Below are 22,806 nucleotides of genomic sequence, written 5' to 3' on the forward strand. Positions count from 1 at the left end.
CGCGTCCGGCGACACGTTCTACGTGGGCTTCACGCCAACTTCCTGAAGCCGGGCTTTAGGACCACCTTCATCCTCCAAAGCGTTCGCGCGTCTCTGCGCCTTCGCAAGCTTTTTCAGTCTGTTTTTAGCAAGCCGCAACCTAACCTCACTTTGGACTTCCCGCCAGTCGTCCTGACGGCCGATCCAAGCAAGCACAAGGTGGCGCTTATCGAACCTTTTGCTCACCATGATTGCTGGCTTGAGTTTGTTAGGCACGGGCGGAAACCCCTCTCCGGTTTCGAGTGCCAAGAGACAATGCCGCATATAGCCAAGCCGCTCTGCCATCATTTTTGGGCTTGGCGACGTGTTTTTTCGCTTTCGAGCGGGCTTTGTCGGAGCCTCAAATCCCGACCAATGCGGCTCGCCACCGCTACTGTTCTGCAGACGGAATACGTCGCGTTCGTGATTAAGTTTCGTCATGGCCCCTCCAGCATCGCTAAACCGACTCTAGCAGAAGTTTTCGGCCGGTCACTTCGTTTGGGAGAGAACTCATGACCGACCATCAGACCCTATCACCTCAACCGAGGGAGGTTGAGGCCGATGACTGAATTCGATCCCATGTCCGTCTCCAAGGAAGGCCCGGCGCGCGTGGAAGGGTCGGCGGTCAACGCGGCGCCGCTCAGGGCCTTCGTCGAGCGCATCGAGCGCCTCGAGGAGGAGGAGAACGCGATCAAGGACGACAAGGCCGACGTCTACGGCGAGGCCAAAAGCTTGGGCTACGACAAGAAGGCGCTCAAGCGCGTCGTCGCGGCCCGGCGCAAGGATCCCCAGCAGCGCAAAGAGGAAGATCTGATCTTCGAAACGTACATGCACGCGCTCGGGGAAGACGTGTAGGGCGCTCAATCAGGAAAGGATGAGCAGATGGCAAGGAAAAAGAGCAGTGCGCAAAATCGAGCAGCAAAAAAGCCGGCGGCTGGCAAGGCGGCGGAACAACAGAAACAACCGGTACCGGAAACTGCTGAACCGGTACCAGGCGGAGATCCTGCGGCATCTTCCGCCGGCGGCGAGCCGCAAGCTGGCGATCTGGGCGCGGATGCGGGCGCTCGGCTGGGGAGCGTGACCGATGGCAAAGCTGTACAAGGTCGTGTTTCCCAGGGGGAAGGACCTGAAGCCGGTGCCGGTAAAGCTGGCGCCGAAGCAGGCGCTGCCGGCACTGACGGTGACGCCGGCGATGCCGGAAAACCCGAAAACGCGGTTGGCGCTGGAGACGCTGGCGACGCTGGCGGCGCAGATGCCGCAGCAGGACCTGCAGATGGCGGTGCCGGCGAAAAACCTGACGGCGGTGGCGCAGATCCTGACGCCGGCGCAGAGGATGGCAAAGGGCCTGCTGCCGGCGATGCTGGAGCCTCTGCCGGCGGAGCCTCCGGAGCTGCTGAGGTTCAACCAAAAGATCCTGACGGAAATCCGCCAAGCGACGAAGATCCCGGAGAGGGTGCAGAAGAGGAATGGACACTAGAGCGCGTCGCGATCTGCGGCGCGGTCGGTGCCTATGAGGCAGCCCTGACCCATGCCGGCTACCTCGGCGCCTTCCTGTGCGGGACCGACATGCTCGACGAGCAGACCACCGATGCCGTCTATGACGACATGGCGGCCTTTGTCCGGCAGATCGGCGATCGGGCGACGCCGGAGGTGCTGGCGCAGCAGCTTGTCATCAAGAAGCACCGCAAGGCGGCCGAGATCTCGGAACCGGAGCGGATCGCCTTCAACGCCTTCTCCACCGTCCTGCTCGGCCTCGACCGCTTCGTCGCGCGCGAGCGGGAGCGGGTCGCCAGGGAGAACGCGCCGGCGGAGAAGCGCCGGCCGGTGCCGATCGACGAGACGACGATGGAGCTGGTCGACGCTCCCATGGCGACATGGGGGAAAGGCTGATGGCGACACGCGGAAAGACCAGGGCACCCGCCTCGACCAACCCGGCGCCCGCTCCATTCGCGCCGGGCGACATCGTCACCCTCAAATCTGGCGGCTTTCCTATGACCGTCATGCGCATGATCGACACCTGCAGCGAGAAGGGCGGTCTGGTTGAACTGGTGTTCTGTAAAGACAGCAGCTGGTGCGAACTGAAGCGGGAGACGCTGCCGACCGCCGTTCTGAAGCCAGATACCGGCAAACGGGATCTCGGCGGAGATATCCCTTTCTAGTTTACCCATGCCCGCCGCGCCCGGGGACGGTGCGGCGGGTGAAATCTCCATTGAATGCGGGCGGACATGGCTCCTAGAAAAACAAACAAACCGGGCGGATCCACCGCCATTCGCGCCGTTGTCCTGGACAGCCTCGAGGAGGTCGAGGAACGCCGCGACCTGACGGATCCGGACGCCAACAATGCGCGCAACGGCATCAAGGCCGGGCAATGGCCGGGCTTTCCCCATGACGCCATGCCGCCGGATTGCCCGATCACGGTGCTCGGGCTCAAAGGCGAGACGGTCTATGTGATCTCCGCCACCGGCTTCCTTTACGAGGTTTCGCGCTGGGACCATCCAACGCTGGTCAAGCTGTTTTCGCCCTACGTCAACTATCTCAAATGGGCCTGGCCGGCCTTCACCAAGGCCAAGGAAGACAAGGAAACCGGAACGGTCATTCCGCCGAAGGTCGACCGCGTGGCGCGCGACAAGGCCGTCGAGGCGATCATTGCCGAGGCCGGCCGGCGCGGGACCTTCGACCCTTCGGAGAACGTGCGCGGCCGCGGCGGCTGGAAGGCCGGCGACCAGTTCGTCTGGCATTCGGGAAAGAACCTTTACACCGTCGAGGTGACCAAGGTAGACCGCGAAACCGGCAAGGCGACCGACTGGCGCCTGCTGCGGATGAAGACGGGCGAGAACGACGGCTATTTCTACGCCCAGGACAACGACACGCTGCGCCCTTGGCAAAAGCCGATCGGCGGCTACGACAGCCCGGCGCACCAGATCCTGCAGGATTTCCAGACCTGGAACTGGGAACGGCCTTACCTCGACCCGATCCTCAAGCTCGGCTGGGTGGGCGCGGCCTATCTCGGCGGCGCGCTGTCGCACCGGCCGATCACCTTCGTCACCGGCGGACCCGGCACCGGCAAATCCGCGCTGCAGCGCTATGTGCGTGCGCTGTTCGGCTCGGTGATGTTTGCCACCTCCAATACCACGGCCGCCGGCATCTACCAGACGATCGGCCACGACAGCCGGCCGATCGCCGTCGACGAATTCGAGCGCAAGGCCAATTCGACGAAGGAAACCGCGATCATCGAGATCGCGCGCCAGGCCTATTCCGGCGACAAGGGGTATCGCGGCGGCTCCGACGGATCCGCGAGCGAGTTTCAGCTGAACTCGGCCTTCTTCTTTTCCGCAATCCTGCCGCCGCGCCTGGAGCAGCAGGACAAGACGCGCATGGCGATCCTGCAGCTCAACCCGTTCACCGACCACGGCCAGACGCCCGTGGTGCAGGATTTTTGGGGGCGGCAACTGCTGCGCCAGGTGATGGACGGGTTCCAGGATTTTGAAAACGTGATCCTGCCGAAGTGGCGCGAGATCCTGTCCGACAAGGCGCTGAAGTTCGACAGCCGCGCGATCGACACCTATGGCACGCTGCTGGCCTGCGCCGAGCTTCTGGTCGGCGAAGCCGGGATGATCGATGCCGGCATGCATGCCGACATCAACGGCCGGCTCGATCGCGCCATGTTGATCGAGAGCCTGCAGGCGGCCACCGCTGCCGAGCGTGCCGACCAGGTGCCGAAGTGGCAGGACGTGATCGAACGGATCATGGGCGCCAAGCTGGAGGCCTACCGCAGCGGCGAGCGGCTGACGGTGGGCGGCGTGATCGAGGCGCTGGAAAACAAGGACCGCACCGACATGCTGGTCGAGGACGCCCGCGCCCGCCTGGCGCTGCTTGGCCTCGGGATCCGCGACCTGCCGGCGAACGATACCAGCAACCCCTGCACCGGCTATGCGCTGGCGGTGCCGCACAACGACGACAGCCTGAACCGGCTGTTCGGCGACAGCGAGTTTGCGCATGGCGGCTGGACACAGGCGCTGCGGCTGGGGCCTGACACGATCGTGCGGCGCAACCTGACCAAGACGCAGAAGACGGTGAAGATCAATCGCACGGCCAAGACGGTGACGCTGGTGGACCTGGCCGGCTATGACAAATGGGTGGGTGAGTGATGGGCGGAGCGGCGGCGCAGGCGCTGGCGGCACTTTTCACGGCATATCACAGAGGCGGCTGGAGCAGCTGCAGCGGCGGATGCGGATCCGCGGCCGATCGTGGAAGTACGGCCCCTGGCGCTGGAGAACATGATGGCCCCCAAGTGCCCGCACAAGGACATCCAGTTCTGCCCGCTCTACGTGGCGGCGCATGGGCTGCAGGATGCGGCCGGCAAGTGGCACTTCCCCGGCTGCGACGACGGGCAGCTCGGCACCGATCGCTGCGCCGTTGATCGCGGCATGAGCTATGAGCGCCAGGTGGAGAAGGTGAGGGCGGTCTGCCCCGGCCTCGTCGAGCAGCTGCAGTTCAAGGAGCAGGCGGCAGAGGAGTGGGCGGAGGCTGAGGCGCGTCGGGAGAAGCGCCGGCGGATGCTGCACTAGGTATGGTATGGGACGTGACCGAGCTCGTCGAGAACGACTTAATCCTAGCCGAGGGGATCGTCACCAGCTCTGAACTTCCATCCCAGCGAATGACGGAGAAGCGACTAAAGCCGACGACAATTCGCCCAGGTGCGCAATGATCCTCGACACAGAGTAATCCCTTTAGTGGGTAAGCTTCGTCGGGTGTCGTCGCGTCGAGAAAAGTTGCTAAGGCCGACATTCCAAGGATGCCTAAAAAGTAGGTTCCACCGATCAAAAGGTAGATGCCGGCAAAGGACAGCCGGTGAGCCTGAAACAGGACGATGGCGATTACGATTGCGAGCAGCATGTAACTAGCAGCTATGAATTGAAAAACAGGACGTTTGTTCTCCTGCGATCCGGGAATGATCCCCCCGGTTTCGGCCAGAATGGCAATCACTGCCGTCGCAGCCGCAGCGAAAAGTGTAAGCTTTGCATCGCTGAAGCGCCCCACGTTGTCGATGTTACGTAGCTGAATGATGGTCATGACGACGGCAACGAAAGCGACCGGCGCGACGATTAGGGCATGTGATATCACGTCGGCCAGTTCGAATGGGCCGATCAGACCGGGCAGTACTAGCCACCGCCCAATAAGGCTCGTTGAGCCACAAAAGAAGCCGAGTACGATCGCTGCGGCAGTGATCTGAGCCGCGCTAGTGAAGACCGGGCCGATCAATTTGTTTATGGACATGATGCTACTCATCCGAGCCCTAAGGATACGCTTCCGCGTAAGGTATGACCGCAACAAGCGCGGCGATCAAGCTTAAGCCATTCCATCCCTATTCTTCACTTTCCCGTGCTTGGTTGATAGCGTTGGGGACTGCCGGAAGAGGGGAAACCATGCGCCTGCCGATCGTCATAGCGTTCTTGCTTGCTGCCGTGCCGGCCGAGGCCTGCATTCGCAACAGCTTTGCCTTTGAATTCGCCGACAAGGTCCAGAACGAGCTGGACTACCTCGTCTGCCTGCACAATGAGAGCGTCGAGATCATCAACGGGCACGCCGAAATGATCAACGATCAGGCGGAGAAGATCAGCGAGCTAGAAGGCGAGGTCGAGACCCTGAAGTCTCGTCTCGACGACGCCGAGAGCAAGATCGAAGATCTGGAGCGGCAGTAGGGCAGGTGGCAGAACTCACCCTCATCAGCAGCGTCGCCGTCCTCACCACCACCTGGTTCGCTTTGACCATCTGTGCCGGCTACATCTGGTTTGACAGCCGGCCGCGTCTCCGCACGGCCCTGACAATGTTTTCGGCAACAGTCTATTTCCTCATTCTGTACGCGGTGGTCATGCGCTGACCCACTCCCTCGCCCTGTCCTGATCACGCCATTTCCCCCGCGCTGATGGCTGTCGCAGTTAACCCTCTTCCCCCGCCCCGGAGGGAAGAAAAGTGGAGCCCGCGCCGCGTCGAGCCAGCCGAGCGGAGCCACGCGACACCACAAGAAAGCCAAGAGGCCGCCCGGCCACGCGATGCCAGCGGAAATTTGGCGCGGGCACTTAACGCGGGGCGATCCGTGCGCAGGATGGCGGCGAGGCGGATCAGTCCGCCCGGCGGGTGCGGGTGGTTACCATCGGTTACCAGTCGGTTGCCGGAGCGGTAACCGGGATCAATCAAGGAATTCAAAGGGATGTTGCGGCGGTTACCGGGTTACCGAGATAAGAGAGTTATTCACGCGCGCGCGCATGTGTCATGCGTAAGGGAAATATTGGTAACCCGGTAACCGAGAGGATTAAAATCCTGATTTCATTGGAGATGTGCGGTTGGCGCAACGGTTGGCGGCGGTTGGCGGAGCGGTCGGGCGGTAACCGGAATAAACAAACAGGGAAATAGCGGCCATGGCTGAAGACGAGCGAAATCAGGGGCTTCCAGAGGCACACACGCCGCCGGAAAATTCCGGCGCCGCGTCGATCGAGCCGGATCCGGAGCGCGCGGCGAAGGTCGGATCGACCAGGGCAATCGTCCAGGACGCCATGACCGACCTGGCGCAGCAGCTCATGGGCGATGCCGACGAGGCCGAGCAGCAATCGCTCATGCTCGACGAGATGGACGAGCAGTTCTCGCTCTTCGCCGGACCGGTGCGCCATGTGGCGGAAACTGTCTCTGCCGCGCGCAACGGGCGCGGGAGGCCTAAGGGCAGCCAGAACAAGGCGAACCAAGAGTTTCGCGACATGATCATGAAGATGGGCTTCCGGCATCCGGGCCTGAACCTCGCCGCCCTGGCGAACGCGGATCCGGTCAAGCTGGCGCTGGAGATGGCGGCGCTGCCGACCGTCGAGGGGCATAGTCCGGAGGCGCATCTAGCCGCAGCAGTCCAAAGTGGTACCTTGAAGCGCGACCAAGTGATCGGACTGGTGACCAAGGCTCAGGAGCTGATGCTGAAGGCCAACGTCGAGCTGATGCCCTATTTCGAGAGCAAGCGGCCGCAGGAACTGAAGGTCGATCGGCGCGTGCTTGGCGTCATGATGATCGGGGAGATGCAGACGCAGCGGCCGGACGATGGCGCCGTGATGGACCTGACGAAGCACGACAAGCCGACATAAGGAAACCAAGGCGTTAGCCGTGCGACATCGGCGCGACAAGTCGCACGGCGCGTAACCCGCTGAAATCCCTAGCCTCTCCGCTGATCAAAGATTAGCGCGGCATTCTGGCTGGAGCCTCGCGCGCGGGCGAAAACGGCTGGCGTGTCACCCTATGGGCGGGTGCCTCACGCGGGCGGGCGCGAGCAAGGCCGGCAGGCGGTTTGAAAATCGCGCGCGCCCACCCCCTACTGGGGGTCGTGGCTCACACACACGGCCTATTCGGCCTTGCCCGACTGAACATCTGGCCGCGCGAACTAATCTCGCTCCTTGGCGGAGTGGGCGCGGGCGCGCGGGCTCCGGGTTCGCGAAGGGTTTCAGGGTCATGGGAATTAGCCTGCAGAGATATATTCCGCCAGGTCCGGTTGGGGCTGCGTTCATTCAGTCGCGGGGGCCGATCGACATCATCATGGGCCCAGCGGGTTCGGGGAAGACGGTCGCGAGCTGCGTCAAGGGGCCGATGCTGGCGGCCTCCTACATGCCGGTCTGCCGCGACGGGTGGGTGAGGTTCAAGATCGCAGTGGTGCGCGACACCTATCGCGACTTCGCCCGAACCTTCCTCGCCAGCTGGCACGAGCTGTTCCCGGCGGATCATCCCTGGACGATGAGCTACGAGGGCGGCCAGGACCGGCCGATCAAGCACCGCCTGCAGTGGGAAGCTATGCGGGGGCCCGACAAGATCAAGGTGGATTACCAGCTCGAGACGGGCGCGATCGGCGACCACAATGTCGAAGCCTACATCAAGGGCTACGAGCTTTCGGCCGCGTCGGGCAACGAGGTGGATTTGCTCGACGAGCGCGTGCCAGGCCTGCTGTTCCAGCGAACCGGCCGATATCCGCCGGTCAAGGAAATCGCGCCGGCGGAGCTGGATCGCGTTTCCAAGGATGGTCGAAAGGCGATGGAGCTGATGGGCCTTTCGGTGGCAGAAGGCGAGATTGTCCTGCCGCGCGTGTTCTGGGGCGACATGAACCCGCCCGACGTCGATCATCCGCTCCTGGTGCAATGCGGCTACGGCGAGCACGCCGACAAGAAAAATCCCGCCTACAAGTTCTTCATGCAGCCGGGCGGGCTGGATCCAAGGGCTGAAAACCGTGTCGGCAAGCCGCGCTCGTCCTATGAGCTGGAGGCCAAGACGCAGCCGGAGCACCTGGTGCGGCGCATGGTGCACGGGCTGCCGGGTTATTCGCAGGACGGCAAGCCGGTCTATCCCGAATTCAACCAGCGGATCCACGTCGCCGACGAGATCCTGAAACCGTCGCCCGGCCTGCCGCTGACGATCGGCATGGACGCCGGCGGCTCGCCGGCCGCGACGATCGGGCAGCCGCAGCCGAACGGACAGGACCGCCTGCTGGCGGAACTGGTGACGGAGCCCGGTACCGGGCCAACCCGGTTTGGCACGATGCTGGTCGAGTTGCTGATGCAGCAGTTTCCGGGATTGCCGATCCTCGGGATCTGGCTCGATCCCGCGGCGTTCATGGGCGGGGACAGCGAGACGGGCGAGCTGAATTTCATGTTCACGGTCCAGAAGATCCTGCGAATGCCGATTAACCCGCCGGGATCTAACGAACCGGCAATCCGGCATGATGCGGTCCGCTGGGGGCTCACCGGCATGATCGACGGCCATACGCCACGATACCTAATCAGCCCGAACTGCAAGAAGATCATCGGCGGATTTGCGGCGCACTACAAGCTGACGAAGCAGGCAAGCGCCAGCGGCACCGACAAGCTCGCCGTGGTGAAGAACGAATATTCTCACCCTCATGATGCCGAGCAGTACCGCGTGCTGGGATATCGCGGCCTGGCCGAGGTGATCAGCGCCGGCGCCCGGTCGACGATGCCCGGCAACGTCACCAGCCTGCAGGATCAGCGCGAGGCCCGGCGGATCCAGCAGCAGGGCGGAAGGGCGAACTTCGACGTATGGAACGTCTGACGTACAAAACGCCGGCGGACTGGTCGGACTGCCTCACGTGCGCGGGCGCGGTCGCGCTTGCGCGTAAGGCGGCCATCTGGATGCGGTCGAACGGGGAAACGATCTCGTTTTTCGACGGCGACCGGCTGCTGGCTGTCTCCTACCTAGTGCCGCAGGCCGACGGGTCGCGGGAATTCTGCCTTTCGATCCTGCCGGCCGCGCGGCCGCACATGCTGCCGCTCACCCGCTTTGCGCAGTCAACGCTGACAGCTCTCGCCCAGAATGGCGTCGTGGTGGTCTCCCGCGTCACACCCGGCAACCGATCTGGCGAGCGCATGGCGCTCCTCTGCGGCTTCCGGCCTGACGGTGGCGGCCTCTGGACCTTCAAAGGGGAAGCAGATGGGAAAGATCGTTTCGGGGCTTTTCGGCGGCGGGGACAACGGCGCGAAGAAGGAAGCGGAGAAGAGCCGCCAGCTGCAGCAGGTGGCGAACGATCGCCAGCTCGCGGAAGCGAACCGCAACACGCAGGCGATCGGCGCGACGCGGCGAGCGCCGCGGGGACGGCGGCTGTTTGAGGATGGGCCGGACACGGCAAGCGCGGTGCTCGCCTGATGGAGGGCAATTTCAACGTCGACGTCACCAGGCTGAAACGACGGGTCGACGACACCTGGGGCGCCCGTTCCGGATGGTCGACGATCTACCAGGAAGCGTATGATTACGCGGTTCCGATGCGTCGACCGTCCGGCGGCATCAACGGCCGGCCACGTCAGCCCGACAAGCTCTTCGACATGACCGCGCCAATGTCTGCGATGTACTTCGCCGGCAACCTGCAACGCGACCTCTTTCCCGCCGGTCAATCGACATTCGAGATGGAAACCGGGCCGATTGCGGCCATGGTGCTCGATGCGGAGCAGCGAAAGGCCTTCGATCGCGAGCTGTCGCGCACGTCGAGCCTGATACATCCCTTCTTCCTGGCCGGCGACTGGGACACGGCCATCCACGAAATGTGCGTGGATCTGGCGGTCGGGACAGGAGCGCTGTTGCCGGTCAAAGGCACGCCGAACAATCCGATCATGTTCTGCTGCCTGCCATTCGACCAGCTGGCGATCGACGTCGACGGCTATGGCCGTGTCAACCTCGTTGACTGGAAACAGGAGCTGCAGGCAGGGCAGGTGGTCGAAGCCTGGCCGAATGGCCGCTACACCGACGACTTCAAGGAAAAGGCCAGGGCGAGACCATCGGAGCCCGTCGTCGTGCACCAGACCTGGTGGAAGGACGCGGTCGAGGGCGGTGGTTGGCATTTCGGGGTTAGGCTGCAGAACGACGTTTCCCTTATTTCCCATGAACGGTACCGGACGCAGCCGATCGCCGTGCCGCGCTACTACCGTGTACCGGGCGAAGCTTATGGACGCGGCGTGGTGCTGACGGCACTGCCGACGATCAAGACGGTCAACAAGGCCCAGGAGCTGGCGCTCAAGAGCGCCGCGATCTCGATGCTCGGCATCTGGGGCTATCGCGCCGGCGGCACGTTCAACCCGAACACGGTGCGCCTGGCGCCGGGCGAGTTCTGGTCGATGCAATCTACCGGCGGAATGCTCGGGCCCGACGTGCAGCGGCTGGATCCGGCCACCGGCAACATGAATGTTGCGCAGATGCTGATCGGCGACCTGCAGGGCCAGATCAAGAACGCCATGTTCGACACGCGGCTGCCGGATTACGAGGGCACGCCGCGGTCCGCTGGCGAGATGGCAGCGCGGCTGCAGCAGCGGGCGAACATTCACATCGGCGCCTTCGGCCGACTTGTAAACGAGATCATGCCGATCGTCGTGCCGCGCGCGGCCGAGATCCTGTTCGAATTCGGCATGTTGCCACAGATGCGCCAGATCGACGATCTGCTCGTTTCGGTGAAAGTGCGATCGCCGATGCAGGCGGCGCTCAATGCCGACAGGATCGCGGCGATCGCCAATTATTGGGACTTCGTCCAGGCCTTTGCCGGGCCGGAAATGGCGCCGGCCTATCTCGACCGCGACAAGGTGCTCGACAAGATCGGCGACGGGTTCCAGATCGAGAAGGACCTCATCCCGGCGGGCGAGGATCGCAAGAAGATCGTGGCGGACATCGAGGCCGCACGTCAGCAGCAGATGCAGGCGGCGATGATGGCGGAGATGGCGAAGCAGGCGCCGGGCGCGATCAAGGATCTTTCTGTCGCCGACATGCGGAGGGCCGCCTAAATGTCAGGTCCTTTCATTCCGGCGCGTGCGGCGCAGCCCTTCGACTTGCTCGAAAAGGGGGCGGCTGGCGGTGGCTGGGACGCGCTCGAGGAAATGTTCAAGCCTGTTCTGCAGGACCGGCCGCTACAGCCGGGCGACGAGGTTGCCAAATTCATGTGGGGCCTCGCAAACACGCCGGAAGGGCGGGCGATGTTTGAATGGATGATGGATGTTTCCATCCGCCAGCCGATGCGGGTCACGGGTGAAACAATAGAGCAGACGGCTCTGGCTGCAGCGGTGCGTCAGGGCATCAACGGTTTCGCCGAGGCGGTGCTTGCCGCGATCGCGCACGGCGAGAAACAGGTCAGGGAAGCGCGGCAGAAAACCTGAACCCAGAATGGAGCTGGTCATGAAAAATCTACTCTTCCGTATCGTCTTCAACGCCGCGGACGGTGGCGGTGGCGGCGCGCCTGGTGGCGCTGCGCCTCCTGCCGGCGGCGCCGCCCCTCCCGCGCCGGCAGCTCCTCCCGCCGGTGCGGAGCCTCCTGCAGCCGGCAATCCTCCCGCTGGCGCAGGACCCCAGTCGCCTCCATCGGCTGGGGCTCCTCCGGCGGGCGCAGGCAACCCGCCCGCCGGAGATTTCTACAAACCGGAAGGCCTGCCGGAGCACCTGCTCGGCAAGGATCAGAACGAGACCATGGACAAGCTCGCTGCCGCTTTGAAAGGCTATCGCGAGCGTGACACGAACAACGGTGTGCCGGACAACCCGGACGCTTATGCGGAGTTCAAGGGAGAGATCTCCGAGACCGTCAAGCCCCACCTAGAGACACTAACCAAGGACCCGCTGTTTAGCCGCGTGTCAGACAAGGCGCTGGAGATGAAAATCTCCGTCCCGCAGTATCAGGCGTTGGTGCAGGAGTTCATGTCGGTTTCCTCCGAGATGGGTCTCCTCGAGCCGGTTGTCGACGAGAAGGCAGAGCGCGAGGCGCTGGTGCCGGAGGCTGCGAAGCACCTGACGCCGGCCGAGCAGCAGCAGGCCGTTGAAAAGCGCATGAACGACAATTACGCCTTCCTTGACGCCATGGTCGCGCGCGGTGCGGAAGGCGGCGGTCTTTCGAAGGATGATGCCGAGTTCGCCAAGGCCATGCTGGGCGACAGCGCCAAGGGGCATCGGTTCTTTGAATGGCTGCGCAGCTCGACCGGCGGCGGGTCCGGGACAGGCGGGCCGCGCATGGAGGGTCCGGCGGCTGGCGGCAACGATCCGCGCAAGGAGCTGGCGCGGCGTGCGGCGCTCCCGGAAAACACCTGGGGCAATCCGAAGTTCGACCAGAAGAGTTACGATGCGCTGCAGGCTGACTATGCTCGCCTGATCCCTGATAATTGATCCGCACTGAACGGCTTCCGCCCGGTGGCATCTTCGACGTGCTACCGGACGGGAGCGACCTGGACGACGCAGTGGCTATCCTTCACAGGACCTGCTGCAGTTCCGGCTAATCGGCCCTCACGGTGATTTCGTCCATCACTCAACAGGGGGCTCATATGCCTGGAATTCCCAATTGGTTTACCGAAAAGATCCGTGACCAGGTCCGCACGCGCTACAGCTCGCGGGGGGGTCACCTTGACGGCACGATGATGCGCGGCGAGGGCGGTGCTGGCACCGTCAAGTTTCCGGTCGTTGGCGGCCGGATCGAAATGTACAAGCTTTCCGGAGCAATCCAGAAGGTCAAGCTCTCCGACATCAACCTCGACATGGTCACGCTGCTGACCGACGACTTCGAGGCGGCGACAACCTTCCGCCAGCAGGATGTCAGGAAGATGGGCCCGAGCCTGCAGGCGGCACTTGCCGATGAGATGGCAAAGGCAGTCCGTCGTAAGCGCGACAAGATGAAGCTCGACGCTCTCAACGCCTTTGCCGGGGCTACTTCCCCGCTGACCGACACGCCGAACACGGTTGAAACGTTCGGCGACGGCACGGAGCGTGTGGACATCATCGATGCGATCCACGTCTCGGACGCTATGGCGGGTGCCGGCGCGGATGAGGAGGCTTACTGGGCCATCCCGCACGTCTGGTTCTCGCAGCTCCTGATGTACAAGGAATTCGCGAGCGCGGACTACCAGGGCAACAAGGAGCTGCCGTTCGCCACCAACGGCCGGATCAGCAAGAAGACGTTCCGCAACGTTCATATCCTTGGCATTCCCGACGAGCACTTCGTCTACGGCACCGGCGCCTATGTTGCTGGTACGCCTGGTTTTACCGGCTCCGGATACCTCGATACGTTTGCCTGGACGCAGAGCGCGGTTGGCTGCGAAATCGAGTGGGACCAGGAGAACATGACGATCGACCCCCTGCCAGACCATGAGGGCACGCCAAACATTTGCAAGGTGCAGCTGTCCGGTGCGGCGGTCGGCATCCTGCCGGAAGGCGTCAAGCGCGTTCGCAAGCTGGCGATCAAGACGGTCGATCGTATCGCCTGACCGTCAACCGAAGCCGGATCCGGCGGCCTCCGCCTGATCCTCGTCTTCACCGAAACACTGGAGGCCGTCATGGCTTTGGAAATCCGGGCGCTCAAGCGCTACAACACCGTAACCCTGCCGAATAATCGTCAGGTTTCCTGGTACAATTATGCCACCAACGACACCGCAGCTGAAGTGGTCGCGGCCGGCTACTTCAACGATGCCCGCGACACCGTGAAGGTTGGCGACTGCGTCGACGCCATCATCGACGTCGACGGCACAATCGACCGTATCTCGTTCCGGTTCACCGCGGTCCCCAGCACCGGCAACGTAACTGTTGCCTATGACGGCGACGCGGCCGCCAGCTGATCGCAGCTGCTTCGCAGTCAACGCTCTACCGTGGCCCGTAATCTGCAGGCCACGGTTTTTCTTTGTCAGCGGGACGGGCAGCATGTCGATCGACAAGGCGACGATCATCAACCAGGCTTTGACTGCGATCGGCGCCGGCCCGATGTTTTCCACCGACGACGACAGCGATCTTGCCGAAACCATCGCCGCCACCTGGCCGGCGGTCGTCGACCAGGTCTTCGGCATGCACGACTGGAGCTTTTCTCTCAAGACCTACAAGAACACGCGGAATGCCGAGCAGCCGGAAAACGGCTACCGCTACGGCTTTGATCTTCCGGGGAACCGGATCGGCAATCCCATTCTCAATATGAGCGAGCCGCGATCGCGGCGGCCGCTGCGCGATTTCTCGATCGAGGAGGGCAAGCTCTTCTGCGACGAAGCGCAGACCTGGTCGCTGGTCAAGGTCGCGGTCGATCCCGACATCTGGCCGCCGCAGTTCCGCAGCGCGTTCCGGATCGCCCTTGGCGCCTATCTGGCCGTACCGGTCTGGCAGGACACGTCGATGCAGGACGAGATGCTGGTGCAGGCCTTCGGGACCGCGTCTCGGGAAGGGACCGGAGGGCTGTTCGGCCGGCTGATGGCACAGGACAGCGCTTCGCAGCCAAAAGGGCTCGGCATCGCCAACGAGGATCCGCTGACCGACGCACGGATCTCCGGCGCCGGTCCGCTGTCGTCGCCCTGGTACGGGAGCCTTTAGACGATGACGCGGGTTTCCGGACAGCTCAAGAGCAGCGTGAATGCGGGGCAGCTCGCCCGCAGCCTCGCCGGCAAGGTGAACCTGAAGCAGTATTATTCCGGTGCGCTGGTCATGCGCGGCGTCGAGCCGATCCCGCAGTCCGGTTTCCAGCTGTTGCCGGGATCCGCCTATGTCGCGCCGGGCGTGGCGGGTGCTTGCAAGAAGGGGGTGCTCCAGGTCAGCAAGGCCAGATCCTACACTGTCATCCTCACGGAAGGGCGTGCCGAGATCTGGCGAAACGATCGTGTAAAGGTCGCCACCTTGACCGGCGGCCTGCTTGCGCAGATCAGCGCGGCGAGGGTGCCGGAACTCGAGTTTTACGGCGAGGCCAACACGTTCGGCATTTTCCACCCCGACATCTGGGGAGGCATACGCCTGCTCCGGGACGGCAGCGATGACACGATCTGGACCATTTCCGCATGGCCCTACGGGGACCTGCCGAAGCTGGACCTCGGCGGGGTCTACCCGAAAACCAACGACCGCTGGCACATCTACATCAGAACCAGCGCAAATACGCCCTCGTTCGTGATGAATGTGACGATCGACGGTAACGTCAGCGCCAGTGCAACCCTTCTCGACAGTGGTGGCAATCCCGCCAAACCCGATGACCTTATCGGCCTGGCGGGGGTCGCGGCATGGGAAGAGTTTGCAGCGACCCTGCAGGGGCACGCCCGTGAACTGCCCGGCATGTCGTCCGGATTGACCATTACCAATATCACGGCCGGTACGACGCAGCATTATCGCACGCTGCAGGTGACCTTTGGGGGTGATCTGTCCGGGAAGGAATATCAGCTGGATGCCCAGGTGCTGAACACGTCCGAGGCCTCTTCACTCGCCTCGCATACCACCATTGGAAAGACCGACGGCGAACCGCTCGTCTCTGCTGATCAGGGAGGTTTCAGGGGCGCGGCAAACTATCAGGATCGGCAGGTCTATTTTGCACCCTCGGCCCGGGCGACCGCGCTGGCAATGTCGCGCACCGGCGAATACTTTGACCTGAACATCGATGCGACCGACGACGCGGCCGCCAGACTGGAGGCACTTCGCACAGAGACTTCTGAAACCATCCTTCACGTGCTCGATGCGACCTATCTGATCGCCTTCACCGACCGGGCGATGTACTTCGCCAGCAACCGGACGGTGAAGCGCAACGAGCCGATGAACTGGGTTCGCGCGATCGAGATCGGATCCAAGGCGAGTTGCAAGCCGGTCACACTGGAAGCTCGCGTCTATTTCGTCTCGGCCGATGGCGGCCGCCTTTACTCTGCCGCCTATGATGCCGTCTCTGAGATGTTCCAGCCGACGCCGGAAAACGACCTCAACGGCGGGCCTGAAGATCTGGTGACGAACATCCGATCGATGTCCGTACAGCAGAAGACGGCGGGTATGATCTCCGACCGCCTCTGGCTGTTGCGTGAGGACGGGCGGCTGGTGTGCTGCGTCATCAACCGGACGCAGGAAATCATGGCTGCGGTGGAATGGCCGGTCCATGGCGGCGGGTTCGTGCATGCGATGGCGATCGACGGGCAGGGTCAGGTCTGGCTGACGGTCGAGCGGGGCGGCGTCGTCTCCGAAGAGATCCTCGAGGAGGAAAGCGACAATCTGTTCCAGCAGGCCATGACCGTCACGACGGATCTGGCAGGACAGGCCTCCGGGCTTGCGATGCTGGACGGAAAGACGGTCTGGGCGCTGATCGAGAACGACGTTTATGGCCCGTTTACCGTCGCCGGCGGCACCATCGAGACCGGCGTTGCCTCCAAGTCCGCAAAGATCGGCCTCTGGTCGCCGCCCTGGTACGAGAGCATGCCCTATGTGCGCGTGCTGCCGAACGACGACATCGTGCGCCGCCCGGGCAAGGTTGGATCCGCCAGGCTGTATCTCCGCGACACGGCGAGCATTGCGATCGGCGCCAACGGACGACCGCCGCGCGACCTGCCGCTCAATCGCTCGAGCGACGATCTCTCGCAGCCGAAGCTGAATTTCACGGGGCACGTCAACATCGCGGGGCTGATCGGCGCCTGCATGGATCCAACGCTGGTCATCAGCCAGGTGCGGCCGGGCCGTCTCAATGTGCGCGATTATATTCCGGGGGTGAAACTGTAATGGAAGCGGCAGCAGCAGCACTAGGCGCGTTGTTCGGGGGCGGTGGCGCGGCCGCAGGGGCGGGCGCGGCGGCCTCGGGTGCTGCCGCTGCAGGCGGTGCGGCAGCTGCCGGCGGCGGGCTTTCGCTGGCCTCCCTCCTGCAAGGGACCGCCACCGTCTTCAGCATGTTTTCCGCGCTCGGCGCCGGCGAGGCCGATGCAGAGGCTGCGGAGCTGGCGGCGCAGGATGCGGAGCGGGAAAAGCCGCTCGAGACGCTGCAGGGGATCAACCGGCGCGCCGGCATCAAGCAGAAGATGATGGAGCAGATCGGCGAGCAGGACGTCGCCTATGCGGCATCGGGTGTCGACCTTTCGTTCGGCACGCCCACCGCGGCGCGGCAGGATGCGTTCCGGAATGCGGATCTGGAGCTGGCGTCGGATGTCGGGACAGAGCAGACGCGGGTGGCGCGGCTGGACGAACGGGCGGCGAACTATCGCAAGCGGGCGAAGCGGGCGCGCGCCGCCGGCAGGCTCGATGCGATCGGCATCGGCCTCAAGGGCGCGGCCTCCTTCGCGGACAGGGGGTGAGCCATGTCGAACCGTCAGCTTTCGCCCGTCTCCTATCGCCGGTTCCAGCCGCAGCCGCTGCTTTCCGAAGGGCTTCTTGCCGTCGAGCGCCAGGGCGGCGACCTGGAGCGGAAAGTCGCCATGGGTCTTGCCCGTCTTGCCGACGAGATGGGGCGCCGCGCCGATGCGGAGGCCGAACGCGCCGGCAAGCTCGCCGGCGCTCGTGACGCCCTGGCCGGAGCGCCAACCGGCGCGCGCGTGACGGGCGGCGGTGCGGTCACCACCACGAGCGGCGGCGGACAATCCGGCCCTGTTAGACCGGCCCAAGGTGGGGGCGTGCGGGTGCGCGTGCCGCCGGCGGAGATCCGTAAGATCATCGTCGATGCTGCAATCCGCAACGGCGAGGATCCCGACACTCTGGTCGAAATCGCAGGCATCGAAAGCTCGTTCAACCCTTTCGCGAAGAACCCGAATTCCTCGGCCGGCGGGCTGTTCCAGTTCATTGACAGCACGGCGGCCCAGTTCGGGCTGCGCGACAAGTTCGACGCTGCTGCCTCCTCGGATGCTGCCGCCCGGCTGCAGAAAACCAACCGAAACTATCTGCGCAACAAGCTTGGTCGGGAGCCGACGCCGGGTGAGCTTTACCTGGCGCACCAGCAGGGCGCCGGCGGCGCGGTGAAGCTGCTTTCAAACCCTGATGCGCGTGCCGTTGACGTCGTGGGTGCGGATGCCGTGCGCCTTAACGCGGGCGATGCCAGCATGACGGCGGCGCAGTTTGCGTCCCGGTGGACATCCAAGGTCGGCGGCTATGCGAAGCTGCCGGCGCCGGCCTCGGTCGGGCCAGTCAGCGTGACGATGGTCGAGGAACCGGTCGAGGTGACGCCGGGACAGGCGGGCACCTGGCGGCCGAGCGGCCGCAATACCATCCGGGGCCGCGCCTATGACGTCGCCGGGACGCGGACCTATCTCGAGATGGCCGATCTCGCCATGGTGGAAAACCAACAGGCGATCTACGAGGAGTACAAAGACGATCCGGTCAAGCTCGAACAGGCGCTCGGCGAAGGGCTCGAGGCGGAGCTGCGCGACAATGTGCTCGACGAGATCGCGCCGGAATTTACCGTCGCCTACAGGAAGCGCGCGTCGAGCCTGCTTTCCAAGGCACGCGCCGAGCATCAGGAACGGCTGCAGCAGCAGAACCGGGTGGACTTCCTCGGGCGCGTCGAGGAGCTGGAAAACAGCAAGAGCCAGCGGATCGCCGGCCTCGACCCGAACGACGAGGCGGCGGCTTCCGATCTTGCGAACCTGCAGGCCTCGATCGAAGCGCATTGGGACAGTGCGGTAGCGCGCGGGATCGTCGATCTCGACGATGCAGAAAAGTTCAAGCGCTCCAGCCGATCCGATACGACGGTCGGCTTCTATGTGCGCCAGGCGTCGAAGATGGGCGCCGACGACATCAAGGCGATGCGGGCGCAGATGACGAAGGATTACGCCGCCGGCAGCCTCGAGGGCGTGACGGCCGACGACTGGGCGAAGATCGATCAGGGGCTGTCGGCGGCCGAAAGTGCGCGGCGGACGCAGGACGCCAAGGCCGATGCGGACTTGACCAAGCGCGGCGAGGACCTGGCGAAGCGGATCGCGCGCGGCCTGCCGGTGACGCCGGAAGAACTGGCGCGGTTCCAGCTCGACGCCGGGACCGCGCCGAAAGGCAAGGTGATCGTCGCCTCGACGCTGACGCGCATGCGCGTTTCCGAAGCGATCCGGACCATGCCGATCGCGCAGGTGGAAAAGAACATCAAGCAGCTGCTCGGGGAGGACGCCACGGCGGAGGATATCGACTTCGCCCGCACGACGATCGCGCAGCACCGCAAGGACATCGCGACGGATCCGCTGGGCGTTGCCGAGCGCTTCGGCGTGCTGCCGGTCTCGGAAGGCCTGCCGCTCGATGGCGAAATCGATCCCGCGAGCGCGTCCGCCGCCTTCTCCGAACGGATCAACGCGGCGAAAGTGGCGGCCGAACATCTCGGCACCGCGCCGAAATTCTTCCGGCCGGGCGAGGCCGAGCAGATCGAGGCTGCGGTGAAAGCGGATCCGCAGCGCGGGCTCGACATTGCCGCCGGCCTAGTGGACGCCGCCGGCCGCGACGCCGACCGCGTGCTGCGCGAGCTGGGGGACGTGGCGCCGGCCGTTTCGCTTTCCGGATCGTTGATCGCTGCTGGCGGAAACCGCCAGGCGGCGGCAGACCTGATCTCCGGCTACGGCAAGACGCCGGACGGCAAGGATTATGCCGATATCCCGAACACCAAGCGGCTGCCGGCGGCGCGCGAGATCTCCGGCGATGCGCTGGCCTACACGCCGGGCGAGATCAACCGGCTCGACCAGGCGGCGGCCTCGATCGCGCGCAAGCGGCTTCATGATACCGGCATCGATCCGAAGAAAGAGGATGCGGCGGAGATCTACGAGCGCGCCTACCAGGAGGCCGCCGGCGCGACGTTCGCCAACGGCGCGCAATACGGCGGTTTTGCCGACTATGATCGCGGCTGGCGCTACAGTCCGCAGAAGGTGCTTCTGCCGCCGACGGTTCGCGCCGACAAGTTTCCGGACCTGATGGAGGCGCTGACCGACGCGGATCTCGGCGGCATCACGGCGAAGAACGGGAAGCCCTGGACGGCGCGCGATTTCCAGCGCGCCATGCCAGTGGCCGTCAATGGCGGCTTCGTCTTCGCGCTCGGCGACGTCTCCGGATCCTCGCCGATGTTCATCGCCGACGAAAAGGGCGATCCGATCGTCCTCGATCTTGAGACCCTGCGGCCGGCGCTCGAGCCGCGCGTTCCGGGGGCTTACCGATGATCAACCTGCTGGATCCATCGTCGCTGCGCGGCAGCGTTTCGGACGGGCCGGAAAGCTGGACGGAGGCGTGGTCGAAGGCGGCCGAGACCACCGACGAGACGATGCGCCTGGTGGAAAACACCACGGCCGATATTGCCGCGATGGAAAAGGCCTATGACGACCGGATCGCGGCGATCCGCGAGATCACGGGGCAGGAGCTGCCGAACCCGATCCGCGTCGGCTCCGGCGTCGATCGCGACTATGCGCAGGTTCTGGCATCGGGGGCGGCCGGCGGCGGCTTCATGCCGTCGATCGGCGAGATGGATCCGGAATTCCGCCGGCGCCAGGAGGAGGATTTCAACACCCGGGCACGCGCTTTGTCCGGCCGGTACCGGCAGGACATCGACCAGGTCCTGTCGACGCCGATCGTCAAGGCGCGCAACCGGATGATGCAGGAAGCGGAGAGGGGGGCGGCGATCGCCGCTCAATCGCCGGAGCTGGGGATGGCCGGCCGGCTTTCGGCGCAGCTCGTCGGCGGCCTGACGGGCGCTGCACGCGATCCGGTGCAATGGGGCATGGCTTTTCTCGGCGCGACGGGATCCGCCGCAAAGACTGTTGCCGGCCGCATCGGGCAGACGATGCTGACGGAAGCGCTGATCAATGGCGGTTCCGAGCTGGTGCTGCAGGGGATCAGCCAGGAGCGCAAGCGCGAGGCCGGCCTCGAGCACGGCATGAAGGACATGCTCGCCAATGCCGGCATTGCCGCGGCCTTCGGCGCGATCTTCGGCGGCACGGTGCAGGGCGGGGCGGAACTGGCACGCGTCTTCAAGCTCGGAGAGGGCGGTGCTGAACGCGCAGCGCGCGTGCTGGAGGGGCGGCCGGAGCCGGGCGACGTCGAGACGCTGGCGAAGGCGATGAATGTCGAGCTGGGGCCGGAAAAGCTCGATCTCATCGCCCGTTCTTTCGAGGAGCGCGTTCTCGACGAGGTGACGGTGCCGGCCGATGCGACGCCGGCGCAGCTGCGCGTGCTCGAGGCGGCGCAACGCTATGCCGAGGATCCCGACAATTTTCCGCCACCGGAGCTGGTGGAACGGATGCTGGCGGAAGAGGAGGCCGGCCGGACGCAGTTCTCCGCCGACCAATACGAGCGGATGTTCTCCGGCGATCCGAACGCGATCGACGACATCGCTGATACGTTCTTTGCCGAGACGATCGATGATGCGGCGGCGCGGATCCAGACGGCGGCGGCCAGGGTGGAGCGGGCGGCGGATCAGCTTGACGCGGTCTCTGAAGCGATCGAGCAGCGGATTTCGGCATTCCAGACGGAGAAAGGCTCGACCTATTCCGTTGACGGACGATCGACGAAGCGGAACAAGGCGGCTCGCGACGATCCTGGACACGAAGGCGACTTCGGCGACAAGCCGGCATCGGCGCTGACCATCTACGTCGACGAGAACGCGGGAGCGCTTTCTGCGGCTGGACTTAATGGTCTCGGCGAAAAAGGTGCGCGCGTCGCATTGAGGGATGGGCGGGCGACGCTCGTCACTTGGAACAAAAAGCAGAGTGGCTGGGGTGCTTCGGAAGGATCCCGCGATATCCCTTACCACCTCGAGCCGGCGTTCGGACGCTACCCGCTGGAGCTTTGGAATGCTGCGGCGGACGTTCCCGGATTTGAGGCGTTCTCCCGCATGCACGCTGGCAATCGGATCGTGTCCGTCACCGAACGCGCTCCGGATCCCGTCGAAGGTCAGACGATTGCGCCGGCGCGTCCGGCGGAGCCGCTGGACGATGCCGCCATGCGCGCGGCCGAGGAGCAGGCGGGCGAGATCGTCGATCCCGTCATCGACGCCAACGGCAATCCGGAAAGCCTGCTGGACTTCATTCCCGTTGAAGACGGCGACGGCAACGTTCGGCTGATGACGACGCGCGAAGCGCTCGAGGAAGCCGATGAGGGCGAACTTCTCGCCGATCTACTGGAGGCCTGTAAGCTCTAGGTACTGTTTCTGGACCTGCAGCAGTTCCATATGAGCTATGCCTATCTCCCTGCGACAGTCGCGCACTACCGCAGGATGTCCAGCGCATTCATTAGCGATGTGGAGCTGGCTCGCGGCCGTAGCGAGCTTTTGTGCAAGTAGATTTGCTCTAACCTCGTTGACCGGAAGATAACCCGTGCGGACATCGAGAGCGGCAGTCGACGTCGATGTCTTGAGGCCATAGAAGGCTAGCGCCGCGATGACGACGGATCCTGTCAGCCGGACACGTCTTCCCTGTGTGCTCTTTGCAGCCCGCTCTTCGAACAAGGTCTCGCTGGTTCGGTACAGGATTAGAGCCACTATGGTTGCGACTAGCAACCATATGACCGGTAGGAATACAGGTAGCAGATCCCTCATTCGCTGACCTCATTCAACAGTTGTTGGAGAATAATAAGCTCTCCTTC

General features: G+C 64.1%; 25 protein-coding genes. 22 read left to right on the forward strand and 3 right to left on the reverse strand.

Annotation, left to right across the window (positions count from 1 at the left end; all coding sequences use genetic code 11):
- Window positions 1–18: 18 nt before the first annotated feature.
- On the reverse strand, window positions 19–459 hold the full coding sequence (locus tag LXM96_RS05550; protein ID WP_239997395.1) for a hypothetical protein: 441 nt from the start codon (window positions 457–459) through the stop codon (window positions 19–21).
- A gap of 138 nt (window positions 460–597) precedes the next feature.
- On the opposite strand from LXM96_RS05550, the gene LXM96_RS05555 reads away from it, so the two are divergent.
- The 7 genes from LXM96_RS05555 to LXM96_RS05585 all read left to right on the forward strand — a co-directional run bounded on the left by LXM96_RS05555 (window position 598) and on the right by LXM96_RS05585 (window position 4,586).
- Window positions 598–873, forward strand: a complete 276-nt coding sequence (locus LXM96_RS05555) for a DUF2312 domain-containing protein (protein ID WP_239997782.1) — start codon at window positions 598–600, stop codon at window positions 871–873.
- A 46-nt stretch (window positions 874–919) separates the two neighbouring features.
- Window positions 920–1,099 carry a hypothetical protein gene (locus LXM96_RS05560; RefSeq protein ID WP_239997396.1) on the forward strand — a complete coding sequence of 60 codons (180 nt, stop codon included), beginning with the start codon at window positions 920–922 and terminating at the stop codon, window positions 1,097–1,099.
- Between the two features lie 3 nt (window positions 1,100–1,102).
- Window positions 1,103–1,495 (forward strand): hypothetical protein, encoded by a 393-nt coding sequence (locus tag LXM96_RS05565; protein ID WP_239997397.1) that lies wholly within the window; start codon window positions 1,103–1,105, stop codon window positions 1,493–1,495.
- An 89-nt stretch (window positions 1,496–1,584) separates the two neighbouring features.
- Window positions 1,585–1,908 (forward strand): hypothetical protein, encoded by a 324-nt coding sequence (locus LXM96_RS05570; RefSeq protein WP_239997398.1) that lies wholly within the window; start codon window positions 1,585–1,587, stop codon window positions 1,906–1,908.
- Complete coding sequence (locus LXM96_RS05575) at window positions 1,908–2,177, forward strand: DUF2158 domain-containing protein (RefSeq protein WP_239997399.1); 270 nt, start codon at window positions 1,908–1,910, stop codon at window positions 2,175–2,177. The genes LXM96_RS05570 and LXM96_RS05575 overlap by 1 nt, the downstream gene beginning before the upstream one ends.
- 54 nt (window positions 2,178–2,231) lie before the next feature.
- Window positions 2,232–4,166, forward strand: coding sequence for a hypothetical protein (locus tag LXM96_RS05580; protein ID WP_239997400.1), 1,935 nt, complete (start codon window positions 2,232–2,234; stop codon window positions 4,164–4,166).
- A 129-nt stretch (window positions 4,167–4,295) separates the two neighbouring features.
- Complete coding sequence (locus LXM96_RS05585) at window positions 4,296–4,586, forward strand: hypothetical protein (RefSeq protein ID WP_239997401.1); 291 nt, start codon at window positions 4,296–4,298, stop codon at window positions 4,584–4,586.
- Here LXM96_RS05585 and LXM96_RS05590 read toward each other — a convergent pair.
- The gene (locus LXM96_RS05590; RefSeq protein WP_239997402.1) at window positions 4,513–5,295 is read right to left on the reverse strand and encodes a hypothetical protein; all 783 of its coding nucleotides are present in this window, start codon (window positions 5,293–5,295) and stop codon (window positions 4,513–4,515) included. The genes LXM96_RS05585 and LXM96_RS05590 overlap by 74 nt on opposite strands.
- Window positions 5,296–5,444: 149 nt before the next feature.
- Here LXM96_RS05590 and LXM96_RS05595 point away from each other — a divergent pair, with 149 nt between their 5' ends.
- The 15 genes from LXM96_RS05595 (at window position 5,445) to LXM96_RS05665 (ending at window position 22,363) form a co-directional block, all read left to right on the forward strand.
- Window positions 5,445–5,720 (forward strand): hypothetical protein, encoded by a 276-nt coding sequence (locus tag LXM96_RS05595; protein ID WP_239997403.1) that lies wholly within the window; start codon window positions 5,445–5,447, stop codon window positions 5,718–5,720.
- Window positions 5,721–5,725: 5 nt separating this feature from the next.
- Complete coding sequence (locus tag LXM96_RS05600; protein ID WP_239997404.1) at window positions 5,726–5,899, forward strand: hypothetical protein; 174 nt, start codon at window positions 5,726–5,728, stop codon at window positions 5,897–5,899.
- 538 nt (window positions 5,900–6,437) lie between these two features.
- Window positions 6,438–7,142 carry a hypothetical protein gene (locus tag LXM96_RS05605; RefSeq protein ID WP_239997405.1) on the forward strand — a complete coding sequence of 235 codons (705 nt, stop codon included), beginning with the start codon at window positions 6,438–6,440 and terminating at the stop codon, window positions 7,140–7,142.
- A 496-nt stretch (window positions 7,143–7,638) separates the two neighbouring features.
- Window positions 7,639–9,108 carry a hypothetical protein gene (locus LXM96_RS05610; RefSeq protein ID WP_239997406.1) on the forward strand — a complete coding sequence of 490 codons (1,470 nt, stop codon included), beginning with the start codon at window positions 7,639–7,641 and terminating at the stop codon, window positions 9,106–9,108.
- A gap of 378 nt (window positions 9,109–9,486) precedes the next feature.
- Complete coding sequence (locus LXM96_RS05615; RefSeq protein WP_239997407.1) at window positions 9,487–9,699, forward strand: hypothetical protein; 213 nt, start codon at window positions 9,487–9,489, stop codon at window positions 9,697–9,699.
- Entirely contained in the window at window positions 9,699–11,318 is a 1,620-nt protein-coding gene (locus tag LXM96_RS05620; RefSeq protein ID WP_239997408.1) for a portal protein, read from the forward strand. The genes LXM96_RS05615 and LXM96_RS05620 overlap by 1 nt, the downstream gene beginning before the upstream one ends.
- Window positions 11,319–11,687 carry a hypothetical protein gene (locus LXM96_RS05625; RefSeq protein ID WP_239997409.1) on the forward strand — a complete coding sequence of 123 codons (369 nt, stop codon included), beginning with the start codon at window positions 11,319–11,321 and terminating at the stop codon, window positions 11,685–11,687.
- Between the two features lie 19 nt (window positions 11,688–11,706).
- Window positions 11,707–12,681, forward strand: a complete 975-nt coding sequence (locus LXM96_RS05630; protein ID WP_239997410.1) for a hypothetical protein — start codon at window positions 11,707–11,709, stop codon at window positions 12,679–12,681.
- A gap of 155 nt (window positions 12,682–12,836) precedes the next feature.
- The gene (locus LXM96_RS05635; RefSeq protein ID WP_239997411.1) at window positions 12,837–13,772 is read left to right on the forward strand and encodes a phage capsid protein; all 936 of its coding nucleotides are present in this window, start codon (window positions 12,837–12,839) and stop codon (window positions 13,770–13,772) included.
- A 69-nt stretch (window positions 13,773–13,841) separates the two neighbouring features.
- Window positions 13,842–14,120, forward strand: a complete 279-nt coding sequence (locus LXM96_RS05640; protein ID WP_239997412.1) for a hypothetical protein — start codon at window positions 13,842–13,844, stop codon at window positions 14,118–14,120.
- Window positions 14,121–14,202: 82 nt separating this feature from the next.
- Window positions 14,203–14,856: a hypothetical protein gene (locus LXM96_RS05645; RefSeq protein ID WP_239997413.1), complete on the forward strand. Its 654-nt coding sequence runs from the start codon at window positions 14,203–14,205 to the stop codon at window positions 14,854–14,856.
- Window positions 14,857–14,859: 3 nt separating this feature from the next.
- A complete protein-coding gene (locus LXM96_RS05650; protein WP_239997414.1) occupies window positions 14,860–16,998 on the forward strand; it encodes a hypothetical protein in 2,139 nt (712 codons plus the stop codon).
- A complete protein-coding gene (locus tag LXM96_RS05655; RefSeq protein ID WP_239997415.1) occupies window positions 16,998–17,564 on the forward strand; it encodes a hypothetical protein in 567 nt (188 codons plus the stop codon). Before LXM96_RS05650 ends, LXM96_RS05655 begins: the two co-directional genes overlap by 1 nt.
- A gap of 3 nt (window positions 17,565–17,567) precedes the next feature.
- Window positions 17,568–20,390: a transglycosylase SLT domain-containing protein gene (locus tag LXM96_RS05660; protein WP_239997416.1), complete on the forward strand. Its 2,823-nt coding sequence runs from the start codon at window positions 17,568–17,570 to the stop codon at window positions 20,388–20,390.
- On the forward strand, window positions 20,387–22,363 hold the full coding sequence (locus LXM96_RS05665; protein ID WP_239997417.1) for a hypothetical protein: 1,977 nt from the start codon (window positions 20,387–20,389) through the stop codon (window positions 22,361–22,363). Before LXM96_RS05660 ends, LXM96_RS05665 begins: the two co-directional genes overlap by 4 nt.
- Here the strand turns inward: LXM96_RS05665 and LXM96_RS05670 are convergent.
- The gene (locus LXM96_RS05670; RefSeq protein ID WP_239997418.1) at window positions 22,340–22,759 is read right to left on the reverse strand and encodes a hypothetical protein; all 420 of its coding nucleotides are present in this window, start codon (window positions 22,757–22,759) and stop codon (window positions 22,340–22,342) included. The two genes, LXM96_RS05665 and LXM96_RS05670, sit on opposite strands and share 24 nt — an antisense overlap.
- Between the last annotated feature and the right edge of the window lie 47 nt (window positions 22,760–22,806).

The sequence above is a fragment of the Rhizobium halophilum genome (assembly GCF_021648825.1).
Taxonomy (GTDB): domain Bacteria; phylum Pseudomonadota; class Alphaproteobacteria; order Rhizobiales; family Rhizobiaceae; genus Neorhizobium; species Neorhizobium halophilum.

Excerpts from the sequence above, each read along its gene's own strand:
- LXM96_RS05550 (WP_239997395.1), bottom strand. The coding sequence starts at position 459 with ATGACGAAACTTAATCACGAACGCGACGTATTCCGTCTGCAGAACAGT.
- LXM96_RS05555 (WP_239997782.1), top strand. The coding sequence starts at position 598 with ATGTCCGTCTCCAAGGAAGGCCCGGCGCGCGTGGAAGGGTCGGCGGTC.
- LXM96_RS05565 (WP_239997397.1), top strand. The coding sequence starts at position 1,103 with ATGGCAAAGCTGTACAAGGTCGTGTTTCCCAGGGGGAAGGACCTGAAG.
- LXM96_RS05570 (WP_239997398.1), top strand. The coding sequence starts at position 1,585 with ATGCTCGACGAGCAGACCACCGATGCCGTCTATGACGACATGGCGGCC.
- LXM96_RS05575 (WP_239997399.1), top strand. The coding sequence starts at position 1,908 with ATGGCGACACGCGGAAAGACCAGGGCACCCGCCTCGACCAACCCGGCG.
- LXM96_RS05580 (WP_239997400.1), top strand. The coding sequence starts at position 2,232 with ATGCGGGCGGACATGGCTCCTAGAAAAACAAACAAACCGGGCGGATCC.
- LXM96_RS05585 (WP_239997401.1), top strand. The coding sequence starts at position 4,296 with ATGATGGCCCCCAAGTGCCCGCACAAGGACATCCAGTTCTGCCCGCTC.
- LXM96_RS05590 (WP_239997402.1), bottom strand. The coding sequence starts at position 5,295 with ATGTCCATAAACAAATTGATCGGCCCGGTCTTCACTAGCGCGGCTCAG.
- LXM96_RS05595 (WP_239997403.1), top strand. The coding sequence starts at position 5,445 with ATGCGCCTGCCGATCGTCATAGCGTTCTTGCTTGCTGCCGTGCCGGCC.
- LXM96_RS05605 (WP_239997405.1), top strand. The coding sequence starts at position 6,438 with ATGGCTGAAGACGAGCGAAATCAGGGGCTTCCAGAGGCACACACGCCG.
- LXM96_RS05610 (WP_239997406.1), top strand. The coding sequence starts at position 7,639 with ATGCTGGCGGCCTCCTACATGCCGGTCTGCCGCGACGGGTGGGTGAGG.
- LXM96_RS05615 (WP_239997407.1), top strand. The coding sequence starts at position 9,487 with ATGGGAAAGATCGTTTCGGGGCTTTTCGGCGGCGGGGACAACGGCGCG.
- LXM96_RS05620 (WP_239997408.1), top strand. The coding sequence starts at position 9,699 with ATGGAGGGCAATTTCAACGTCGACGTCACCAGGCTGAAACGACGGGTC.
- LXM96_RS05625 (WP_239997409.1), top strand. The coding sequence starts at position 11,319 with ATGTCAGGTCCTTTCATTCCGGCGCGTGCGGCGCAGCCCTTCGACTTG.
- LXM96_RS05630 (WP_239997410.1), top strand. The coding sequence starts at position 11,707 with ATGAAAAATCTACTCTTCCGTATCGTCTTCAACGCCGCGGACGGTGGC.
- LXM96_RS05635 (WP_239997411.1), top strand. The coding sequence starts at position 12,837 with ATGCCTGGAATTCCCAATTGGTTTACCGAAAAGATCCGTGACCAGGTC.
- LXM96_RS05640 (WP_239997412.1), top strand. The coding sequence starts at position 13,842 with ATGGCTTTGGAAATCCGGGCGCTCAAGCGCTACAACACCGTAACCCTG.
- LXM96_RS05645 (WP_239997413.1), top strand. The coding sequence starts at position 14,203 with ATGTCGATCGACAAGGCGACGATCATCAACCAGGCTTTGACTGCGATC.
- LXM96_RS05650 (WP_239997414.1), top strand. The coding sequence starts at position 14,860 with ATGACGCGGGTTTCCGGACAGCTCAAGAGCAGCGTGAATGCGGGGCAG.
- LXM96_RS05655 (WP_239997415.1), top strand. The coding sequence starts at position 16,998 with ATGGAAGCGGCAGCAGCAGCACTAGGCGCGTTGTTCGGGGGCGGTGGC.
- LXM96_RS05660 (WP_239997416.1), top strand. The coding sequence starts at position 17,568 with ATGTCGAACCGTCAGCTTTCGCCCGTCTCCTATCGCCGGTTCCAGCCG.
- LXM96_RS05665 (WP_239997417.1), top strand. The coding sequence starts at position 20,387 with ATGATCAACCTGCTGGATCCATCGTCGCTGCGCGGCAGCGTTTCGGAC.
- LXM96_RS05670 (WP_239997418.1), bottom strand. The coding sequence starts at position 22,759 with ATGAGGGATCTGCTACCTGTATTCCTACCGGTCATATGGTTGCTAGTC.